Source organism: Rothia sp. HMSC069C04, from assembly GCF_001812895.1.
Lineage (GTDB): Bacteria > Actinomycetota > Actinomycetes > Actinomycetales > Micrococcaceae > Rothia.
On the sequence record NZ_KV810762.1, the window covers coordinates 268111 to 284353 of the forward strand.

14 protein-coding genes, 2 tRNA genes and 1 other RNA gene are annotated in these 16243 nt (G+C 61.1%); 6 read left to right on the forward strand and 11 right to left on the reverse strand.

The window, feature by feature from the left end; all coding sequences use genetic code 11:
• Positions 1-224: 224 nt before the first annotated feature.
• The 8 genes from dprA to HMPREF2879_RS08655 all read right to left on the reverse strand — a co-directional run bounded on the left by dprA (position 225) and on the right by HMPREF2879_RS08655 (position 7968).
• The gene (gene dprA, locus HMPREF2879_RS08620) at positions 225-1937 is read right to left on the reverse strand and encodes a DNA-processing protein DprA (protein WP_246822944.1); all 1713 of its coding nucleotides are present in this window, start codon (positions 1935-1937) and stop codon (positions 225-227) included.
• 145 nt (positions 1938-2082) lie between these two features.
• Positions 2083-3621 (reverse strand): YifB family Mg chelatase-like AAA ATPase, encoded by a 1539-nt coding sequence (locus HMPREF2879_RS08625; protein ID WP_070635309.1) that lies wholly within the window; start codon positions 3619-3621, stop codon positions 2083-2085.
• Positions 3621-4106 (reverse strand): YraN family protein, encoded by a 486-nt coding sequence (locus tag HMPREF2879_RS08630; protein WP_005506258.1) that lies wholly within the window; start codon positions 4104-4106, stop codon positions 3621-3623. Before HMPREF2879_RS08630 ends, HMPREF2879_RS08625 begins: the two co-directional genes overlap by 1 nt.
• 317 nt (positions 4107-4423) lie before the next feature.
• Positions 4424-4750 (reverse strand): DUF2469 domain-containing protein, encoded by a 327-nt coding sequence (locus HMPREF2879_RS08635; RefSeq protein WP_005506259.1) that lies wholly within the window; start codon positions 4748-4750, stop codon positions 4424-4426.
• 98 nt (positions 4751-4848) lie between these two features.
• Entirely contained in the window at positions 4849-5679 is an 831-nt protein-coding gene (locus HMPREF2879_RS08640) for a ribonuclease HII (RefSeq protein ID WP_070635310.1), read from the reverse strand.
• A gap of 6 nt (positions 5680-5685) precedes the next feature.
• A complete protein-coding gene (gene lepB, locus HMPREF2879_RS08645; RefSeq protein ID WP_070635311.1) occupies positions 5686-6672 on the reverse strand; it encodes a signal peptidase I in 987 nt (328 codons plus the stop codon).
• Positions 6673-6866: 194 nt separating this feature from the next.
• Positions 6867-7214 (reverse strand): 50S ribosomal protein L19, encoded by a 348-nt coding sequence (gene rplS / locus HMPREF2879_RS08650; protein ID WP_012903660.1) that lies wholly within the window; start codon positions 7212-7214, stop codon positions 6867-6869.
• Between the two features lie 217 nt (positions 7215-7431).
• A complete protein-coding gene (locus HMPREF2879_RS08655; RefSeq protein ID WP_070635312.1) occupies positions 7432-7968 on the reverse strand; it encodes a single-stranded DNA-binding protein in 537 nt (178 codons plus the stop codon).
• Between the two features lie 346 nt (positions 7969-8314).
• Between HMPREF2879_RS08655 and HMPREF2879_RS08660 the strand changes: the two genes are divergently transcribed.
• The gene (locus HMPREF2879_RS08660; RefSeq protein ID WP_070635313.1) at positions 8315-9211 is read left to right on the forward strand and encodes an HNH endonuclease family protein; all 897 of its coding nucleotides are present in this window, start codon (positions 8315-8317) and stop codon (positions 9209-9211) included.
• Between the two features lie 88 nt (positions 9212-9299).
• Here HMPREF2879_RS08660 and HMPREF2879_RS08665 read toward each other — a convergent pair.
• Both HMPREF2879_RS08665 and mptB read right to left on the reverse strand, forming a co-directional pair.
• Positions 9300-9372 (reverse strand) — tRNA-Arg (locus tag HMPREF2879_RS08665).
• Between the two features lie 84 nt (positions 9373-9456).
• Positions 9457-11136: a polyprenol phosphomannose-dependent alpha 1,6 mannosyltransferase MptB gene (gene mptB / locus HMPREF2879_RS08670; protein ID WP_070635314.1), complete on the reverse strand. Its 1680-nt coding sequence runs from the start codon at positions 11134-11136 to the stop codon at positions 9457-9459.
• A 191-nt stretch (positions 11137-11327) separates the two neighbouring features.
• On the opposite strand from mptB, the gene orn reads away from it, so the two are divergent.
• The 3 genes from orn to def all read left to right on the forward strand — a co-directional run bounded on the left by orn (position 11328) and on the right by def (position 13048).
• Positions 11328-11984 (forward strand): oligoribonuclease, encoded by a 657-nt coding sequence (gene orn, locus HMPREF2879_RS08675; RefSeq protein WP_070635315.1) that lies wholly within the window; start codon positions 11328-11330, stop codon positions 11982-11984.
• Positions 11985-12203: 219 nt separating this feature from the next.
• Positions 12204-12276, forward strand: a tRNA-His gene (locus tag HMPREF2879_RS08680).
• 199 nt (positions 12277-12475) lie between these two features.
• Positions 12476-13048: a peptide deformylase gene (gene def / locus HMPREF2879_RS08685; RefSeq protein WP_044141710.1), complete on the forward strand. Its 573-nt coding sequence runs from the start codon at positions 12476-12478 to the stop codon at positions 13046-13048.
• 152 nt (positions 13049-13200) lie between these two features.
• On the opposite strand, the gene rnpB is transcribed toward def, so the two are convergent.
• Positions 13201-13606: RNase P RNA component class A (gene rnpB, locus HMPREF2879_RS08690), an RNA gene on the reverse strand.
• Positions 13607-13775: 169 nt separating this feature from the next.
• Here rnpB and HMPREF2879_RS08695 point away from each other — a divergent pair.
• Both HMPREF2879_RS08695 and HMPREF2879_RS08700 read left to right on the forward strand, forming a co-directional pair.
• Positions 13776-14567, forward strand: a complete 792-nt coding sequence (locus HMPREF2879_RS08695) for a YaaA family protein (protein ID WP_070635317.1) — start codon at positions 13776-13778, stop codon at positions 14565-14567.
• 375 nt (positions 14568-14942) lie between these two features.
• The gene (locus HMPREF2879_RS08700) at positions 14943-16010 is read left to right on the forward strand and encodes an S-layer homology domain-containing protein (RefSeq protein WP_070594071.1); all 1068 of its coding nucleotides are present in this window, start codon (positions 14943-14945) and stop codon (positions 16008-16010) included.
• Positions 16011-16243 lie beyond the last annotated feature (233 nt).

A 16243-nucleotide genomic window follows, 5' to 3' on the forward strand; every position in this document is an offset into this window, starting at 1 on the left:
TGCCCCTGGCGTATCTGCTGATAGCGCGGCGGGGGTAGGCTCCGCGCCAGTACGCGCAAGCCTACCCCAATTGTAGAGAGGTTCCACGCTCTCCACGTGCTGCCTTGTTATGACCGGCCGCCGCAACCCGCTACTGCCGGGATGTTCACTACGGGCGTTCAGCAGGGGCGTTCACTACAGGCGTTCAGCCGGGGTTTTCAGCGAGGTGCTCAGCGGGGGCTCTTCTACGCCGCGACAGCCGGGCGGACCTTCCTCCAGCTCGTTCCACTGCTCTCCGCCAGACCGCAGCGACCCAGGTGGAACAGGTCAGCCATCACGTCGCGAGCGCTCAACCCGAGAGCTGCGGCAATCTCATCCACGCCGCGGTAGGAGCGCGGGCTCAAATCGTCCCACACCCTACCCTGTCGTTCGGTCAGCTCATCCAGCGCGCTGGAGGAAGCAACCTGATCCCATTCGCTCTCGTGCTCGGTGCCCAGCTCGAAACCCGCGGCGGCATCGTACTCGAGGATGTCGGCAGCCTCGGTGAGTGTTTGCGCTAGTCCATCGCGTAGCAGACGGTTCGTGCCCACCGAGTTCGGCGAATTAATCTGCCCTGGAACCGCCCAGAGGGTACGCCCAATCTCCATCGCGTGACGAGCCGTATTCAGGGCACCGGAACGCCAGCGCGCCTCCACCACAATGGTGTGCCGCGCCAACGCCGCAATCAGGCGGTTACGCTCCAGAAAACGCCAACGCGTCGGGGTGTTGCCCACGCTCACCTCGCTCATGATGAGCCCGCGGTCAACAATCATGTTCAGCGCATCCGAGTTCTGCGCCGGGTACAGCCGGTCCAGCCCACCCGCCATGAAGGCGATGGTCGGCAGGTCACTACCCTGCTGGGTCAGCGCCGCCCGATGCGCCGCAATATCAATACCCATCGCACCGCCAGAAATCACAGTGTACCCGCGGCGCGCCAGCTCGGCGGCAAGGTGGGTCGTCGCCTCTGTACCGTAGATGCTCGGGTCACGCGAACCAACCAGCGCCACGCTCGGGGCAGACGCCACATCCAGCAGGTGCCGCGAATCGCCTCGGCACCACAGCCCGTACGGTCGAGCAGGCCCCAAATCGTTCAGCTGCGGCGGCCACAGCGGATCGGCGGGAGTGACCAGCCACGCCCCGCAGGTTGCCGCCATGTGCGCCTCCGCGTTCAGGGTGCGTTCCATGCGGCGGTTCCAGCGCAGGCGGCGGGTTGCGAGCCCCTTGCTGAACTTATCGCGGCTCATCTGATGCTCACCCGGCGTGTAGTAGCCATTCGCACTGGAAAACAGGGCGGACTCCCCCGCCGCGGGCGCACCCACCGAGTGCAGAAAATCGCTGAGCTGCGTATCCGGTTCGCCGTGCTCCCAGGTGTGCTCATCCGGGATGTGCCCGGTCAGCAGGTAGTGCAGGGTCAGCGGCGCTCCCAGGGTGGTGAGGGATTCGACCACGAGCTCATCTGCGGGTTCGGCGTAGCGCATCAGCTGGGCGGTGCAGCAGCGGATGTACTCGCGGCACGCCGCCTCAAGCTGCTCCGCGCTGAGGGCGGGATTGAACAGGGGTGCGAGGTCAGAACTGCTGGAGGCTGTGCCCACCGAAGCCTCGGGGTGCACACCCTGTGGCACCTCGCTCTGTAGCCACTCCCCCGGTTGTTGCTCTCCTGGCTGTTTCTCCTGGCTCAGGTCCTGCAGGTTCATCTCTTCCAAGTACACAGGGTTATCTAAGTACACCGGGTTCAGGCAGGAAGCGAGGAACCCCGGCAACCGCGCCGCGTTGTACGGGCTCGGCGAGGGTTCCTGCCCCAGCGACAGAATATGCGCCACCCTCTCACGCACCAGGGCGTGCGCATCCAGGGTGCGGCCTGGCAGGCGAATCTGCAGTTCCTCCTGAACAAAATCTTCCGTCGCGCTCTCTTTTGGCATGCTCACTTCTGGCACACGCTCTTCCGGCGCTGTTTCTCTCAGCCCTTTTTCTTTCAATTCGGCCTCTTCAGCTCGTTTTCTGAGCTTCTTCTCACCCATGATGTTCTTCTCCTCTCGTGAGTGATTCCTTCTATAAACCGGCACGCTATGTCAGCTGCCCCTGCTGCCGCAGAAAAAGCGCCACATCCAGGTGCTCCCGACTCGGGTAAGCGGCACCCTCCAAATCGGCGAGGGTCCAGGCGATACGCAACACTCGGTCGTAGCCGCGAGCCGTCAGCGTTCCGCGGTCCACGGCGGCGTTCAGCTCGCCGGTGAGCTTCGCATCCAGACGCAGCGGGCCGCGCAGAATCTTGCCGTTCATCTCCGCATTCGTCTTCAACCCGTACGGCTCTAGGCGCTCACGCTGAGCCTGCCGCGCCGCCATGACGCGCTCACGAATCTGTGCCGAACTCTCGTTCACCTGACCGCCCGCAAGCTCCGTGGAGGACACCTTCGGAACCGTCACATTCACGTCAATGCGGTCCACCAGCGGGCCGGACAGCCGCCCAAAATAGGCGCGACGCTCACGCGGGGCACACGTGCACTCCGTACCGGTGCCCACGTTCATGCCGCAGGGGCACGGGTTCGCCGCCAGGATCAGCTGAAAACGCGCCGGATAGGTCGCCGACGCGCTCGAACGGTCCAGGGTCACGGTTCCCGATTCCAGGGGCTGACGGAGCGAGTCGAGCACCGTGCGTTTGAACTCCGGCGCCTCGTCCAGAAAGAGCACGCCGCGGTGCGCTTTAGACACACAGCCCGGGCGGGGAATGCCGCTGCCGCCGCCCAGAATCGCCGGCGCGGAGGCGCTATGATGCGGCGCCTCAAACGGCGGCTGACGCACCAGCTCGCTCAGGTGCTCCCCCGCCGAGCAGAGGGAACGGATCGCGGTCACCTCCATCGCGGCATCGTTGTCGAGGGTCGGCAGGATGCTCGGCAGGCGCTCCGCCAGCATGGTTTTACCCGAACCGGGCGGGCCGGTCAGCAGCATGTGGTGGCCACCCGCGGCGGCAATTTCCAGGGCGAAACGACCCTGCGACTGACCGGCAACATCGCTCATATCCGAGGGAATTTCAGCCGGTTTCACCGCCGGGGCGCTCGCCTCCGTCTGCGGGGCGGGCGGGTAGGTCAGCTTCTGACTCTCAGCGCCGAGAGCGGCAAAGACCTCCGCCAGGCAGCGGAAACCGCTCACCTGCGCGCCGGGAATGAGCGCCGCCTCCTCAGCGTTTTCGGCGGGCACAATCACGCGGTGGTGACCGGCATCCACGGCTGCTTTGACCGCGGGCAGGATGCCCGGCACGGGACGTAGCGTTCCGTCCAGTCCCAGCTCGCCCAGGAAGACGCTATCGCCGCTGGGATGCAGTTTCTTCTCCGCCTGCAACGCCGCAACCACAATGGCAAGGTCGAACGCCGAGCCGCGCTTGGGTAGGGTCGCGGGGGTCAGGTTCACGGTGAGCCGGTGCTGAGTGAGGGTGATGCCGGTGTTCTTCGCCGCGGAGCGCACACGCTCTTTAGATTCGTTGAGGGCGGTATCGGGCAGTCCCAGCAGCACGAAGCCGGGTAGGCCCTGCGAGATGTCAGCCTCGACGTCAACAATATGCCCGCGCAAGCCAACCAGCGCCACGGAATAGGTGCGTGCGAATCCCATTACGCCACCGCCTTCAGATGCTCGAAGGTGAAGGTTTCGCAGGTTCCGGTCACCGCAATTGCGTCAATGCGAAAGCGCGGAAAATCCAGGTTCTCGCGCAGGCGGCACCAGAGAATCGCCAGCGAGCGCGTGCGACGCGCCTTATCGCGGTCAATGGACGCGAACGGGTGCCCAAAGTCTTCGCTGCTGCGGGTCTTGACCTCAACGAAAACCAGTTCGTCCTCGGGGTCAATGGCGATCAGGTCGAGCTCGCCGCGGATCTGTTCGTGTTCCAGCCCGGCGGGCGGTCGCCAATTCCTCTCCAGAATGCGGTAGCCGTTCGCTTCCAGGATGCGGGCGGTCAGCTCCTCGCCCCACCTGCCGACGCTGTGGGCGCGAGGCGGGGTTCGCTGGAGCTGGGTTCGCGGAGGCTGGGTGCTCTGGAGCAGGGGTCTGTTGGGTGCGCTTCGGGTTGCGGCGCGGGCTGTTATTCGGGCTGTTGTCATGGGTCTCTCCCCCGGTAGATAGCGGTAGTGCTTCTACTGTGCCCGCCGCGCGCGTGCCCGAATGCGGTTAACGAAAAACTGTGGATAACCTCGGCTCCCAGAAGGAATTAGAGGTTATCCACAGTCGGTTATTTGAAATTTTGGGGTATATTTTTCAAAAACACCGCTCGGGTGTCGAATCGACGCGTCATATTCGCGCAGGTTCGCCGCCTGGTTCTGCGCGCACTTTCATCACTCAGTCCCGCCGCATTCCAATCACCCGGCACCGGCGCGCCTACCCGTGCTTACCCCCGGCAAGGCGGTAAATCAGGCGTGAGCTAGGCGTTAAAGTCCGGCATTTCCGGCACGGTGAACTCCTGGTTGGGCAGGCGCTCCTCCACGTTCACGTCACGCACCGAGTAGGCGTGCACCTTCTTCACAAAGCGGTTGGAGCGGAATACATCCCACACCCACACGTCGCTCATGCTCACCTCAAAGTAGAGGGTGCCGTCCTGCACGTGCGGGGTGACGTCCACCTGGTTCGCCAGGTAGAAGCGTCGGTCGGTTTCTACCGCGTAGCTAAAGAGCGACATGACGTCTTTGTATTCGCGGTAGAGTGCCATTTGGGCGTCGGTCTCGTAGTTTTCGAGGTCTTCTGCGCTCACTACTCTTCCTTTCCTGGACTTTTGTAGTACTGATTCAGCGGTGGCACGTTAGGCTTTCGCGGCCTTCCGAGGCGCGGTTTTCAGGAATACCACACGCCCTAGCCGCGCTGTGCCGCAGCGGCCTCAATCTGCTCGGCGGTCGCCGGAAGCGACCATGACAGTCGATGCTGCGGGCTGGGGCCCTGCACGCTAATCGCCTCGCGGTGAGCGGCAGATCCGTAGCCCTTGTTCTTTGCCCAGCCGTACCCCGGGTAGCGGGTATCCAGCTGAACCATCAGCTCGTCACGTTCCACCTTCGCAACCACCGATGCGGCGGCGATGGAGGCACACTTGTAGTCACCCTTAATGACCATGGTCACCGGCATCTGCGCGGGCTCATCTGCACCGCCTGCGCCTTCCCACGCTTGGGCGAGCAGTTCGTTGTAGTGTGCCTGCGCCGGGTCCGGTGCCAGCGCACTGAACAGGTCCTCCTGCGGAGGGGTGAACCAGTCGTGCTTACCGTCCAGCAGGGCGGCGTCGGCACGGTATCCGCGGCGCGCCAGCTCGGCGAGCGCACGCTGGGCGGCAAGCCTCAGCGAGAGGGTCATGCCGAGCCGGTCAATATCTGCCGGTTCCACGTGCCCGACCGCCACGGCGCACCACTGGCGGATTTCGGGAACCATGGATTCGCGGCGTGCCGGTGAGAGCGCCTTGGAGTCGATCAGCCCGCCCACCTCGAGGGTGGCGTTCGGGGTGAGGATTGCGACGCCCACGGTGACCGGGCCCGCCATGGAGCCGCGGCCTACCTCGTCGATTCCGGCAACTGTGCGGGCGCCGGAGGCGAAGAGCTGCTGCTCGTACTCAAGGTCTGCAGCTGGCGGGGTTGCTTTGGCGGGCTTAGCTTGAGCGGGTTTCGTTGCGCTCTTCTGGGCGCTCACCATCATTGCCACGCTCGCTTATTCGCTCGGGGTGGAGGACGGTGCAGGAATCGAGGAGAACACCGAGCTCTGATCCTGCAGCAGACCGAAGTGGTTCAGCGGCCAGGCCACCACGAACACGTTACCCTGCACGTCATCCTTGGAGATGAACGCGGTGCCGTCGCTAATGTGGTAGCGGGAGTCGGCGGAGTTGCTGCGGTGGTCGCCCATCACGAAGTACTTGCCGGCGGGCACGGTCACCTTGAAGGGCATCTCCGAGGGCGGGTTGCCGGGGTACAGGTACGGTTCGGTGATTTCTACACCGTTGACCTTGACCTTGCCGTTGCCGTCGCTTTCGACCACGTCACCGGGAGTACCGATAACGCGCTTGACCAGGAAGTTCGAGGAGGTATCCGGCAGAATACCCACGAAGGACAGGCCGTCCTTGAGCGGGTTGCTGGACTTCTGGGTGGAGGGAATCCAACCCTGAGAGTCCTTGAAGACGATCACGTCGCCGCGCTTGGGCTCGCTAAAGTAGGAGCCCGCCACGTTAATGAACACGCGGTCGTTGACCTGCAGGGTCTGCTCCATGGAGCCGGAAGGAATGTAGAAGCCGCGCAGCAGGAAGGTCTTGACCAGGAATGCGATGACCAGCGCGTAGAGGATGACGGTGCCACCCTCACGTGCCTGCACCCAGAGCCATTCGCCGAGGCGGCCTTCTTCCTGCGCCTGGGAGTAGGTCAGCTCCGCCTGTTCGGCACGCTTTGCCTTGCGGCGTTCCTTGGGGGTCATTTCGGAGAAGTCCTTGGTGGTTTCCACGTCTGCGGTGTTCTCCTCATCGGTGGATTCTTCGCGCTCGGCATTCTTCGCTGCGGCATTCTGCTCGGTAGCCGTCTTCTCAGCTGCTGCCTTCTCGGCGGCGAGGCGCGCGAAGTATTCTTCCATTTCGCGGCGCTCGCGGCGGCTTTGAGGCTGGTATCCCTCAGGGAAGGGGCTGGTGTTCGCAGTGTTCTTATCGTCTGCCATGCTGGAGTGAGCCTTTCGTTTGAGAGATACCTAGCTCGAGTGAAACGGTACCTAGCTATTGTATCGAGAGTGCTTGCGCTCTTGGGCTTTTATTTTCTGAGAGCGGCAAGGTTCTCAGAATATGCAAAAACCGCTCCTCTCCCGCGGAATGCGGTTGGGGAGCGGTTTGCAACAGAATTCTGTATCTATAAAGATTAGAACTCGCGCTTCTCGCGGATACGAGCAGCCTTACCGTGGCGGTCGCGCATGTAGTACAGCTTTGCACGACGGACGTCACCGCGGGTCACCAGCTCGATCTTCTCGATGGAGGGAGAGTGAACCGGGAAGGTACGCTCAACACCAACACCGAAGGAAACCTTGCGGACGGTGAAGGTCTCGCGAACGCCTGCACCCTGGCGGCCAACGACGAAGCCCTTGAAGACCTGGATACGGTGGTTCTTACCTTCAACGATCTTAACGTGAACGTTCAGGGTGTCACCGGGGCCGAATGCGGGGATGTCGTCACGGAGGGACTTCTTGTCGAGGAAGTCAAGAGTCTGCATAGTTGTAGATCTCCAGAGTCATCTGCCGCAGGTCAAATAGACTCAGATTGCTCTGCCCCACTGCGGGACAGAAAACTTCATGCTTCGGACAGGATTGGTGCCCGAAGGTTGACATCGTTGGTCGCTCTCCCCCCTGCGGCAGGGGCGTGCCCGATGTCAACACAATGCTCCATTATCCCAATGCACCCGCGTTTATGCAAGCATCCGGGGAGCACTTTTAGAAGGGGGGTTCGTCACTCTGCGCTCCCCCGCCCTGGGATGCACCGTTCTGCGCCGGAGCATACTGCTGCGTGTACTGAGGCGCCTCCTGCAACGGCGCGCCCGAGTGCGGCATACTCTGCTGCGTTGCGTCCTGCTGAGGCGCACCCTGCACGGAACCCTCGTTGACCGTGCGCTTCTCCACGGTGCGGGCGAAGGTGCTCGTACCGTAGTTCAGGTCGTGACCGATGCCGAAGGCATCCACTTCTACCGTGGTGCCCTGCGTGCCGTCTTCGCGGTTCCAGCGGCTAATGCGCTGGCGGCCACTCACGACCAGCGGCTGCCCCTTCTCAATGGATGTGGCAATGTTCTGGGCGAGGCGACGGTAGGCTTTCACGGTGTACCAGTTGGTGGTGCCTTCTTTCCAGGTGCCGGTAGCATCCTGCCAGCGAGGGGTACTGGCGAGGCGAAAGTTCACGACGGGCACCCCGTTGGGCAGGGTGCTCAGTGCCGGGTCGGAGGCGGTGAATCCGCGGATCAGGATGGTGTCGCTCATGGTTTCTCCTTAGAAACTAGTGGGTGGGTTCCTTCACCTTGCCAGGGCTGACCCGCTCCTGCACCCGGTGGTTACCGCTTCTGTGGATAACCTCGCGTTTTGCGGTTTTGGGCACCGCCTGTGGATAGAGTTTTTGAACTTTTCACCCCGTTTTTTCAAAAATCGCCTGCGGGCAACGCATTCCCTGCAGAAATATGACGACTACGCCCCATCCGGCATCGTGATAGGTATCTCAGCGTCGGGGCGGCTATTTTTACCCTCAAGTTAACTATTTCTATCCCGCGCCCTCTATCCTTGATGATGCGGTGCACTCAGCCGCATCCCGTCTACCCGCCTTGGAGAACCCGTGAGCAAAAAGCCCGCGAACAACAACCTGTCCTCCCTGCAGGAACTTCAGCAGCTGCAGCGCAACCTGCCCAAGCTGCCCGATTCGATGGACCCGCAGAAGAAGCGCCTCATTTACGGTCTGCTCGCTGTGTTTGCCGTGATCGTGCTGATTATTGGCCTGGTCTATGTGAGCAAGAACGGTGTGGACGGCCTGCTCGGTTCGGATGCGACGACCTCCGCCACCGACGAGGAAGAAACCACCGTTGCCACGGAAACCCTCGCTGAGGTCAAGAACCCGTACAAGGCAGTTGACCCCGCCACCGCGCTCGCGCCGGATCTGGCCACCGCGAAGAGCGAGCTGGCGTCCCTGCAGGTGAAGGAACGCGCGTCGAAGGCTGGCTACTCTCGTGATCAGTTCGGCCCCGCCTGGGATGACGTTGACGGCAACAAGTGCAATACCCGCGACGACATTCTGCGCCGCGACCTGACCAATATTCGTTTCAAGGTCAAGACCCACGCGTGCACCGTCATTACCGGCACGCTTGCAGACCCGTACACCGGTAAGACCATCGAGTTCAAGCGCGGCAAGAAGACCTCCGCGGCCGTACAGATTGACCACGTGGTCGCCCTATCGAACGCATGGCAGACCGGCGCGCAGGACCTGAGCGCCGAGCAGCGTCGCCAGCTGGCAAACGACCCCGAGAACCTACTCGCCGTGGACGGCCCGGCCAACCAGCAGAAGTCCGATGCGGATGCCTCCGAATGGTTGCCGAGCAACGCCTCCTACCGCTGCACCTACGTGGCTCGCCAGGTGCACGTGAAGGCCAAGTACAAGCTGTGGGTGACCGCCGACGAGAAGAAGGTCATGGAGCGCACCCTCAACTCGTGCAAGGACACGAACCCGACCAAGAAGTAACGCGCCCCGCATCTTTGCGGTAGCTCAAGGGTATAAAGAAAACCGCCCCGCACCCCCGTTGAAGGGTGCGGGGCGGTTTTCGTTACGGCGCCCCAGGAGGGAATCGAACCCCCGACCAAGAGATTAGAAGGCTCCTGCTCTATCCTCTGAGCTACTGGGGCCTTCCTCTAGGGTACACGAGTCCTAGCTGTTCCCCGCACGTTTGGACGCCCAGAGGAACCGTCGGGGCGGAACACTCGAGGGGGTTAGCTCCGCGTGGAGCCGGTCAGCACCTCTCGCTCCTGCTTCTTTGCCTCGCGGCGGCGTGCACGGCGGCTCGATGCGCCGGGGAACAGCTGCCACCACAGGCGAATCGCGGTGCGGCGCACCTGCGTGGGGCGGAAGCTCACGTACACCATGCGGCGGGTTGCCGGGTCGAGGACCATGAGGTACACAATGTAGCCCAGGCAGACCACCGTTGCGATAAGTCGGCCCATATCCTGGTTGAAATCGCGCAGATAGGGCGAAACGTTCAGCTGGTCGCTCACGCCGTAGGCCATGAAGAACAGCGTAGTGATGAAGTACCACATGAGCTGAAAGTGCGAGCGCAGACCGGTCGCGGCAAGCATTGGGATAGCCCAGAGCAGGTACCACGGCTGAATCATGGGGCTACACAGGAGCATGAACAGGATGGCCAGGCCGGCGTGGCGCACGATGTTGCGGTCGCGTCCAACGAATGCCATTGCTACCGCTCCGAGCATACCGATGCCCTTGCCGACGGTCTCGATGAGTTTGCGAATGACCTCGAAGGTATCCCCCTGCGTGAAGAGGGATGCCGCGCCAATCACCAGGCCGAAGGGGGTGTACCAGATGTACTGGCCGCCGGTCGTGGAAAGCGCCTTGATCCAACCGAATTCCAGTCCGGTCACCCAGCCCATGAGCGCCATTTCGGCGAGCAGAAGCACGCCGGAGAAAGCCCAAAACACGAACTTGCGCGGCCAGGAGGCGTTCTTGCCCGCCCAGAGCAGACCCACGAAGGGCAGCACCACGAGGGCGAGCGGCTTGACGGCAACGCCGAGGGCTACGAATGTCACGCCGAGCGGGCCGCCCCATCGGGTGTCGCGGTAGCGCTTGGCGTAGTAGAGGCCGCCGAGCATGAACATGGTCATGAGCGAGTCGTTGTGGCCGCTGGCGATGAACGATGCGATGAACAGCGGGTTCGGGCCGATCTGCCAGAGGGCGCGGACCTGGTTGAAGCCGTGTGCCTTGGCGAGTTTTGCCACGTAGAAGAGAATACCGATGACCGCGAGCACGGAGAGCAGGCGGAAGTAGAAGAGGGAGAGGTCGATGTTCTCCCCCGCCAGGCGCACAATCCACTCTTCGAGCTTGAGGGAGACCGGGCCGTACGGGGGCGGGGATTCCGCCCACATGGGGTCCGCACCGTTCTGCATGAAGTTCGAGATTTCGGAGACTCCGTGCTTGTACGGGTTGAGGCCGTGCGCCATGACCATGCCCTGACCGTAGTAGGAGAACATATCGCGGCTGTAGATGGTGAAGGCGAAGATCTGCGGCAGGGACCAGCTGATAATGACGGCAATCATCCACCGCATGGCGCTGGGTTCGTTCCAATCGCCCATCTTCTGGTAGATGCGCAGCCATTCACGGCACATAATCATGGCGCCGAGGGCCAGCAGGATAATGCCGGCGATGACCCATACGGCGTCAAACCTGATGGCGCGAATCAGGTCGTAGCGCCAAAAGTTGGAGCTATCCGAGAGCCATCCGACGGTGTAGGACCCCAGGGTGACCATGATTGAGCCGATGGTGCCAATGACGAGCGTTCGCAGACGGTGGTTATTGACGTAATCCAGCAGCCGGGGTGAGAGGGGTGCGTCGTGTGCTCTGGTGGCGGCGAGCCGGTGTGCGGGCTCTTTCAGTGAGCGCATTACTCCCTTTCTGTATGCGTCGTCTCTTTGGCTTTTATCATACCCGAGCGCTTCACCGGAGCCCGGCGGATTCGGGTGCGAGCGCGCGGTGTGGACAGCGCCTCTGCACACACCTGAGCGTTCTTATACGTTCCGACTATGTTCCGACGCGCGGAGGGGCGGGCGGGCGCGAATGAGGGTAGAGTTGGAGTGTGAGTATTTCTAGTGAACGTATTGTATGGATTGACTGCGAGATGACCGGCCTCGACGTGGCCAATGACGCCCTGATTGAGGTGGGCGTTCTGGTCACCGATGCCGACCTCAACATTTTGGGTTCGGGCGTGGAGTTCGTCATTAAGCCCGGCGACGAGTCCCCCGCGGGTGCGGTGGAGAACATGAACGACTTTGTGCGTTCGATGCACGAGTCCTCGGGTCTGCTGGACGGCCTCGAGAACGGCGTGTCGATGGATTACGCCCAGGAGCAGGTGCTCCGCTACGTGAAGAAGTATGTTCCTGTGGCGGGCAAGGCGCAGCTGGGTGGTAACTCGGTGGGCATGGATAAGCGCTTCCTGGAACGTTACATGCCGCAGGTGATGGACCATCTGCACTACCGCGTGATTGATGTGTCCACGATTAAGGAGCTGGCTTCGCGCTGGTACCCCGCCGCCCGTCACAGCGCCCCGGTGAAGACCGGTCACCACCGCGCGCTGGGCGATATTAAGGATTCGATTGACGAGCTGAAGTACTACCGTCGCGCAATTTTTGTGGAGCAGGGTCCGGATGCCGTGGCCGCCGCTAAGATTGCCCGCGAGGTTGAGGCGGAGCGCGTCGAGCTGGAGGCGAAGGCCGCCGAACCTGCCGAGCAGTAGCCGAGCGCTATGCAACGGCGCCTGAGCGCGATGTAGCTGTGCACCGGGATGCGCGTCCTCCGGGCCCTCGAGGGGGTCCCGGGGCGTGCGTCCGGCGCCCCCCCCAACCCCTATCTCAAACTGTAACGAGCATCACCCGATCTCAGCTTGGCAGGGTTCGTGAACTCATGTACAGTAGTATCCGTTGCACATCGCAAGGGAAACCAAGCGAAGCACATGGTGGTCGTAGCTCAGTTGGCAGAGCGCCTGGTTGTGGTCCAGGAGGTCGCGGGTTCAACCCCCGTCGATCACCCCGATGGAAAGGGTCGTTATGGTTATCCGTAACGGCCCTTTCGCTTTACCCTCACCTCGGTTTACCTGGACAAGGTTTACCGGAGCAAAACTTTTACACCAGCATTTTCAACCCTTCGAACGAGAACAGAATGCCCCGCGACTTCATGCGGCAGGCGCACCCGATAGGTCCCCGTTCAACACAAGCAAAGGATGATTCTGTGGCTATTCGCCCCATCGTTATTCACGGCAACCCCGTTCTGCACCGCCCCGCGGCACCCGTCACCGAGTTTAATGATGAGCTCAAGGAGCTCGTGGCTGACATGTACGAAACCATGGACGCATCCAACGGCGTGGGTCTGGCGGCACCGCAGATCGGTGTGGGCCTGCGCATCTTCACCTACAAGATGGAGAACGAGGACGGCGTTCCCCCGCGCGGCTGCATCATCAACCCGGTGCTGACCCTGGGCAAGATTTCTACCGCCGACCCGGATCCCTACGAGGAGGAAGAGGGCTGCCTGTCCTTCCCCGGTTACGGCTTCCCCCTCAAGCGCGCCGAGTGGGTCACGGTGAACGGCCTTGACGAGCACGGCAACCCCGTCCACTTCGAGGCGACCGGCTGGTTCGCACGCTGCATGCAGCACGAGACCGACCACCTGGACGGCAAGCTGTACGTGAACCGCCTGAACAAGAAGTGGACCGGCAAGATGAAGAAGGTCGTCAAGAAGGAAGGCTGGACCGTCGACGGTAACTCGTGGATGCCCGGCGTGGATCCGGATCCGTTCGGCCACTAATCGCTGACTCACCCAATCAGAGCCTCTCCAGCTTTTCAGTAGAGGACTCTTAGACAGAGCATAAACGAAGACCGCGAATGCACTCTCAAGCGCATTCGCGGTCTTCGTTTTCCCATCAACTGATGATGTTTTCCATCAGCCAACGGTAGCGTGAAACGGGTCATCCTATGAGCCGGGTTCTGTCTAAAACGCCGCCCGAAGGGGCGTTTCGAGGCAATCATCTATCTAGAACGTACGTTGCCGCACGTCTCAAGCAGCCTACCCGAATACGCACCCCACCTCCGTGAAGGAAGCTGAAGGGGATCGGGCGCACTACCCTACCATGGCGTATTCTGTTTGACCTTGCTCCGAATGGGGTTTACCTAGCCGGGCACGTCACCGCGCCCGCTGGTGGTCTCTTACACCACCCTTTCACCCTTACCGCGGCGAACCGCGGCGGTTTACTTTCTGTGGCACTGGCCTGCGGGTTACCCCGAGTGGATGTTATCCACCATCCTGTGCTGTGGAGCCCGGACTTTCCTCGAAGCACGTGTGCCTCGCGATTGCCCAGACGGCCCGTTTCACCCAACCTATTATACGCACACCCTTGGAGGTGGCTATTTTCCGGGTTCGTTTCGCGGGTACACGGGGTACAAGGAGGCACACTAGCGGACTCGCGGCCTCGTGGGCGTCTCGCAACTACACTGCGCCTCGTAGCTACACTGCGTCTCGCGGGTACACTGGAGAGATGCTGATTCTTCTTCCCCCGTCCGAAGGTAAAACTCCCGCCCCCGCTGGCAACGCGCCCGTATGCTTCGCTGACCTCTCGTTCCCTGAGCTGACCACCGAGCGTGAGAGCGTCCTGGAGGAGCTGGCAACGGTTAGCTCGGGCCCCGATGCTCTCACGGAGCTCAAGGTGGGTGCTTCCCTCGCAGCAGAGGTGGAACGCAATACGCGCCTGCTGACCGAACCTGCACAGCCCGCGATCCGCACCTACACGGGTGTGCTCTTTGAGGCGCTGGATTATGCGAGCTTCTCCCCCGCCGAACGCGATGCCGCGCACTGGTCGTTGCTGATTTCTTCGGCGCTGTGGGGTATTCTGCGCCCCGAGGACGCAATTCCCGCCTACCGCCTGTCGATGGGCGTGAAGCTGGGTTCGGTGGGTGCGCTTGCATCCTTCTGGAAGGGTGCGTTGGGTACCGCACTGGAGGCAACCGCGAAGGACCAGCTGATTCTGGATTGCCGCTCTGCAGCGTACGCGAAGTCGTGGGTGACTCCCCCGTCGCAGACTCTGGCGGTTCGCGTGGAGCGTGTGGCGGCTGATGGGTCGCGTAAGGTCGTCTCGCATATGGCGAAGCATTATCGTGGCTTGTTTGCGCGCTACCTGATTCAGTCGGGTTTGGCGGCTCGTCCTATTGATGGTTCTACGGCTGGTATTGCCGAATTTTTGGAGGCGATCAGCGCGGACTGGTCGGTGGAGTGCACCCTGCCGACGGCGCGTAAGGCAGGCGTTTTGACGTTGCTGGTACATGAGCAGTAGGTCGCCCAACTATTTGTTTTCGCCTATTTTTTGCATCATATTGAAAATTTTTTAACTATTTTTCTAGGGGCTTAAGTCTGTATTTCCCCCTGTAAAACCACATTTCCCCACATTAAGCGGGTAGGTTTTTGCGGGGCAGAAGACGGGTAGTGTCTATCTATCCGCCTTCTTTTTGTGCACAGAAGTGCTTATAGTATTAAACGTCTCGCCATTGGTGGCGGGTACATCACTCACTAGCATTCACATTCTCAACTCAGCACACATGGAAACACGTCACGCCGCGTACGCATAGCAAACGACTAGAGGCTTAACCAATGGTTATTGGTTTGCTAGCGTAGAAGTAACCACTCAGAAACACATCGATGGGACAATGATATGTCTACTTTTTCCTCTCGTCGCGCCCTTTTTAAGGGTGCAGCAGCACTAACAGTCGCTGGCGCTTTGGGTGCGCACCATGCCGGCGAGCAGAGCGCCCAGGCTGCCACCTTGGACGTTATGACCACCCCGCTGACGTTCAAGATTACCGAGGCGTCGTTTGATATTAGCGGCTTCAACCTCAGCTACGAGATTACAGGCCTGCAGGCTGTGCTTGATACTGGCCTGTACACCCCATACATTGAGGCTGGCTACTACACCAAGGAGAAGGGCTTCACGCAGTTCTACTTCTTCGCTCTTGAGCCGAAGAAGCGCATCGAGAATGACCCCTACGTGAGGCACCACGTCATTTCTCGCGAGGTCACTGGTGGCCCGAAGGCGGACTACGGGATTCGCTTGTCTCTTCGTCCGCGCCGTGAGCAGTACACCATCCTGCGTACTATTGAGGTTCGCCCGACGATTAACACTGAGTTTGCGTGGGCACCTTTCATTGTGGATATTGATATGGATGGCGAGTACGCTCCCGATATCTACAGGTCATGTAAGGCAAAGGTTTTGCTACTCGATAAGGAACGTTGCTTCTACCCTAAGCGTGCGGTGACCCGCAGCGATCTGATGGATGCAATCTACCGAGGCGCCCGCTCGCCGAAGGTTAAGCTTCCGGCGCGTTCCCCGTTCCCGGATGTGTCCCCGAAGGATGAGCGTTACCCGGCATACATTTGGGCATACCAGAATGGTCTGACCTCGGGTTGGTCTGACGGTAAGATGCACCCGGAGGCGGTGGCTAGCCGCGCTACGATGGCAGCGTTCTTCTACCGTTACTTTATGCTTACCCCCGGCCGTCGTCCTTCGTGGTTCCGTCCCACTACCCCGCAGGACATGAAGCCGGGTGCCCCGTTCTACACCGAGTCGGTGTGGCTGCACTCGTCGGTGAATATTGATACGAGCTTTCACAATAAGAGCAAGGATTTCCGTCCGACCAAGATTGCTACCCGCGAGGAGCTGGCTCGTGTCCTGTCAATGCTGGACATGATTGACATCCCCAGTAGCCCTTATATCGATGCTTAAGATTTGGCAGGTGCCGTGAACCGGGCGGTTAACCTACATGTTTTAGCTTGGGTTGATCTCTGAGAACAGCAGCTGAAGATAGTGGCCTATGGCCTATAGAAGGGGCGGCGAGAGTTTTTCTCTCACCGCCCCTTTTTGTATGCCCCTTTTTTTCGTGTGCCCGTTTTCTGGTGCAGGCGCTGCTGGGTGCGGTTTTTAGTGCTGGTGATGCTTCCATTTTTGTCTCTCTATTG

What these genes read in the sequence shown, in the direction of transcription:
- lepB (WP_070635311.1), bottom strand. Translation starts at nt 6,672, where the DNA reads ATGGCAGACGATAAGAACACTGCGAACACCAGCCCCTTCCCTGAGGGA.
- HMPREF2879_RS08630 (WP_005506258.1), bottom strand. Translation starts at nt 4,106, where the DNA reads ATGACAACAGCCCGAATAACAGCCCGCGCCGCAACCCGAAGCGCACCC.
- HMPREF2879_RS08695 (WP_070635317.1), top strand. Translation starts at nt 13,776, where the DNA reads ATGCTGATTCTTCTTCCCCCGTCCGAAGGTAAAACTCCCGCCCCCGCT.
- HMPREF2879_RS08655 (WP_070635312.1), bottom strand. Translation starts at nt 7,968, where the DNA reads ATGAGCGACACCATCCTGATCCGCGGATTCACCGCCTCCGACCCGGCA.
- HMPREF2879_RS08700 (WP_070594071.1), top strand. Translation starts at nt 14,943, where the DNA reads ATGTCTACTTTTTCCTCTCGTCGCGCCCTTTTTAAGGGTGCAGCAGCA.
- HMPREF2879_RS08625 (WP_070635309.1), bottom strand. Translation starts at nt 3,621, where the DNA reads ATGGGATTCGCACGCACCTATTCCGTGGCGCTGGTTGGCTTGCGCGGG.
- mptB (WP_070635314.1), bottom strand. Translation starts at nt 11,136, where the DNA reads ATGCGCTCACTGAAAGAGCCCGCACACCGGCTCGCCGCCACCAGAGCA.
- rplS (WP_012903660.1), bottom strand. Translation starts at nt 7,214, where the DNA reads ATGCAGACTCTTGACTTCCTCGACAAGAAGTCCCTCCGTGACGACATC.
- dprA (WP_246822944.1), bottom strand. Translation starts at nt 1,937, where the DNA reads ATGCCAAAAGAGAGCGCGACGGAAGATTTTGTTCAGGAGGAACTGCAG.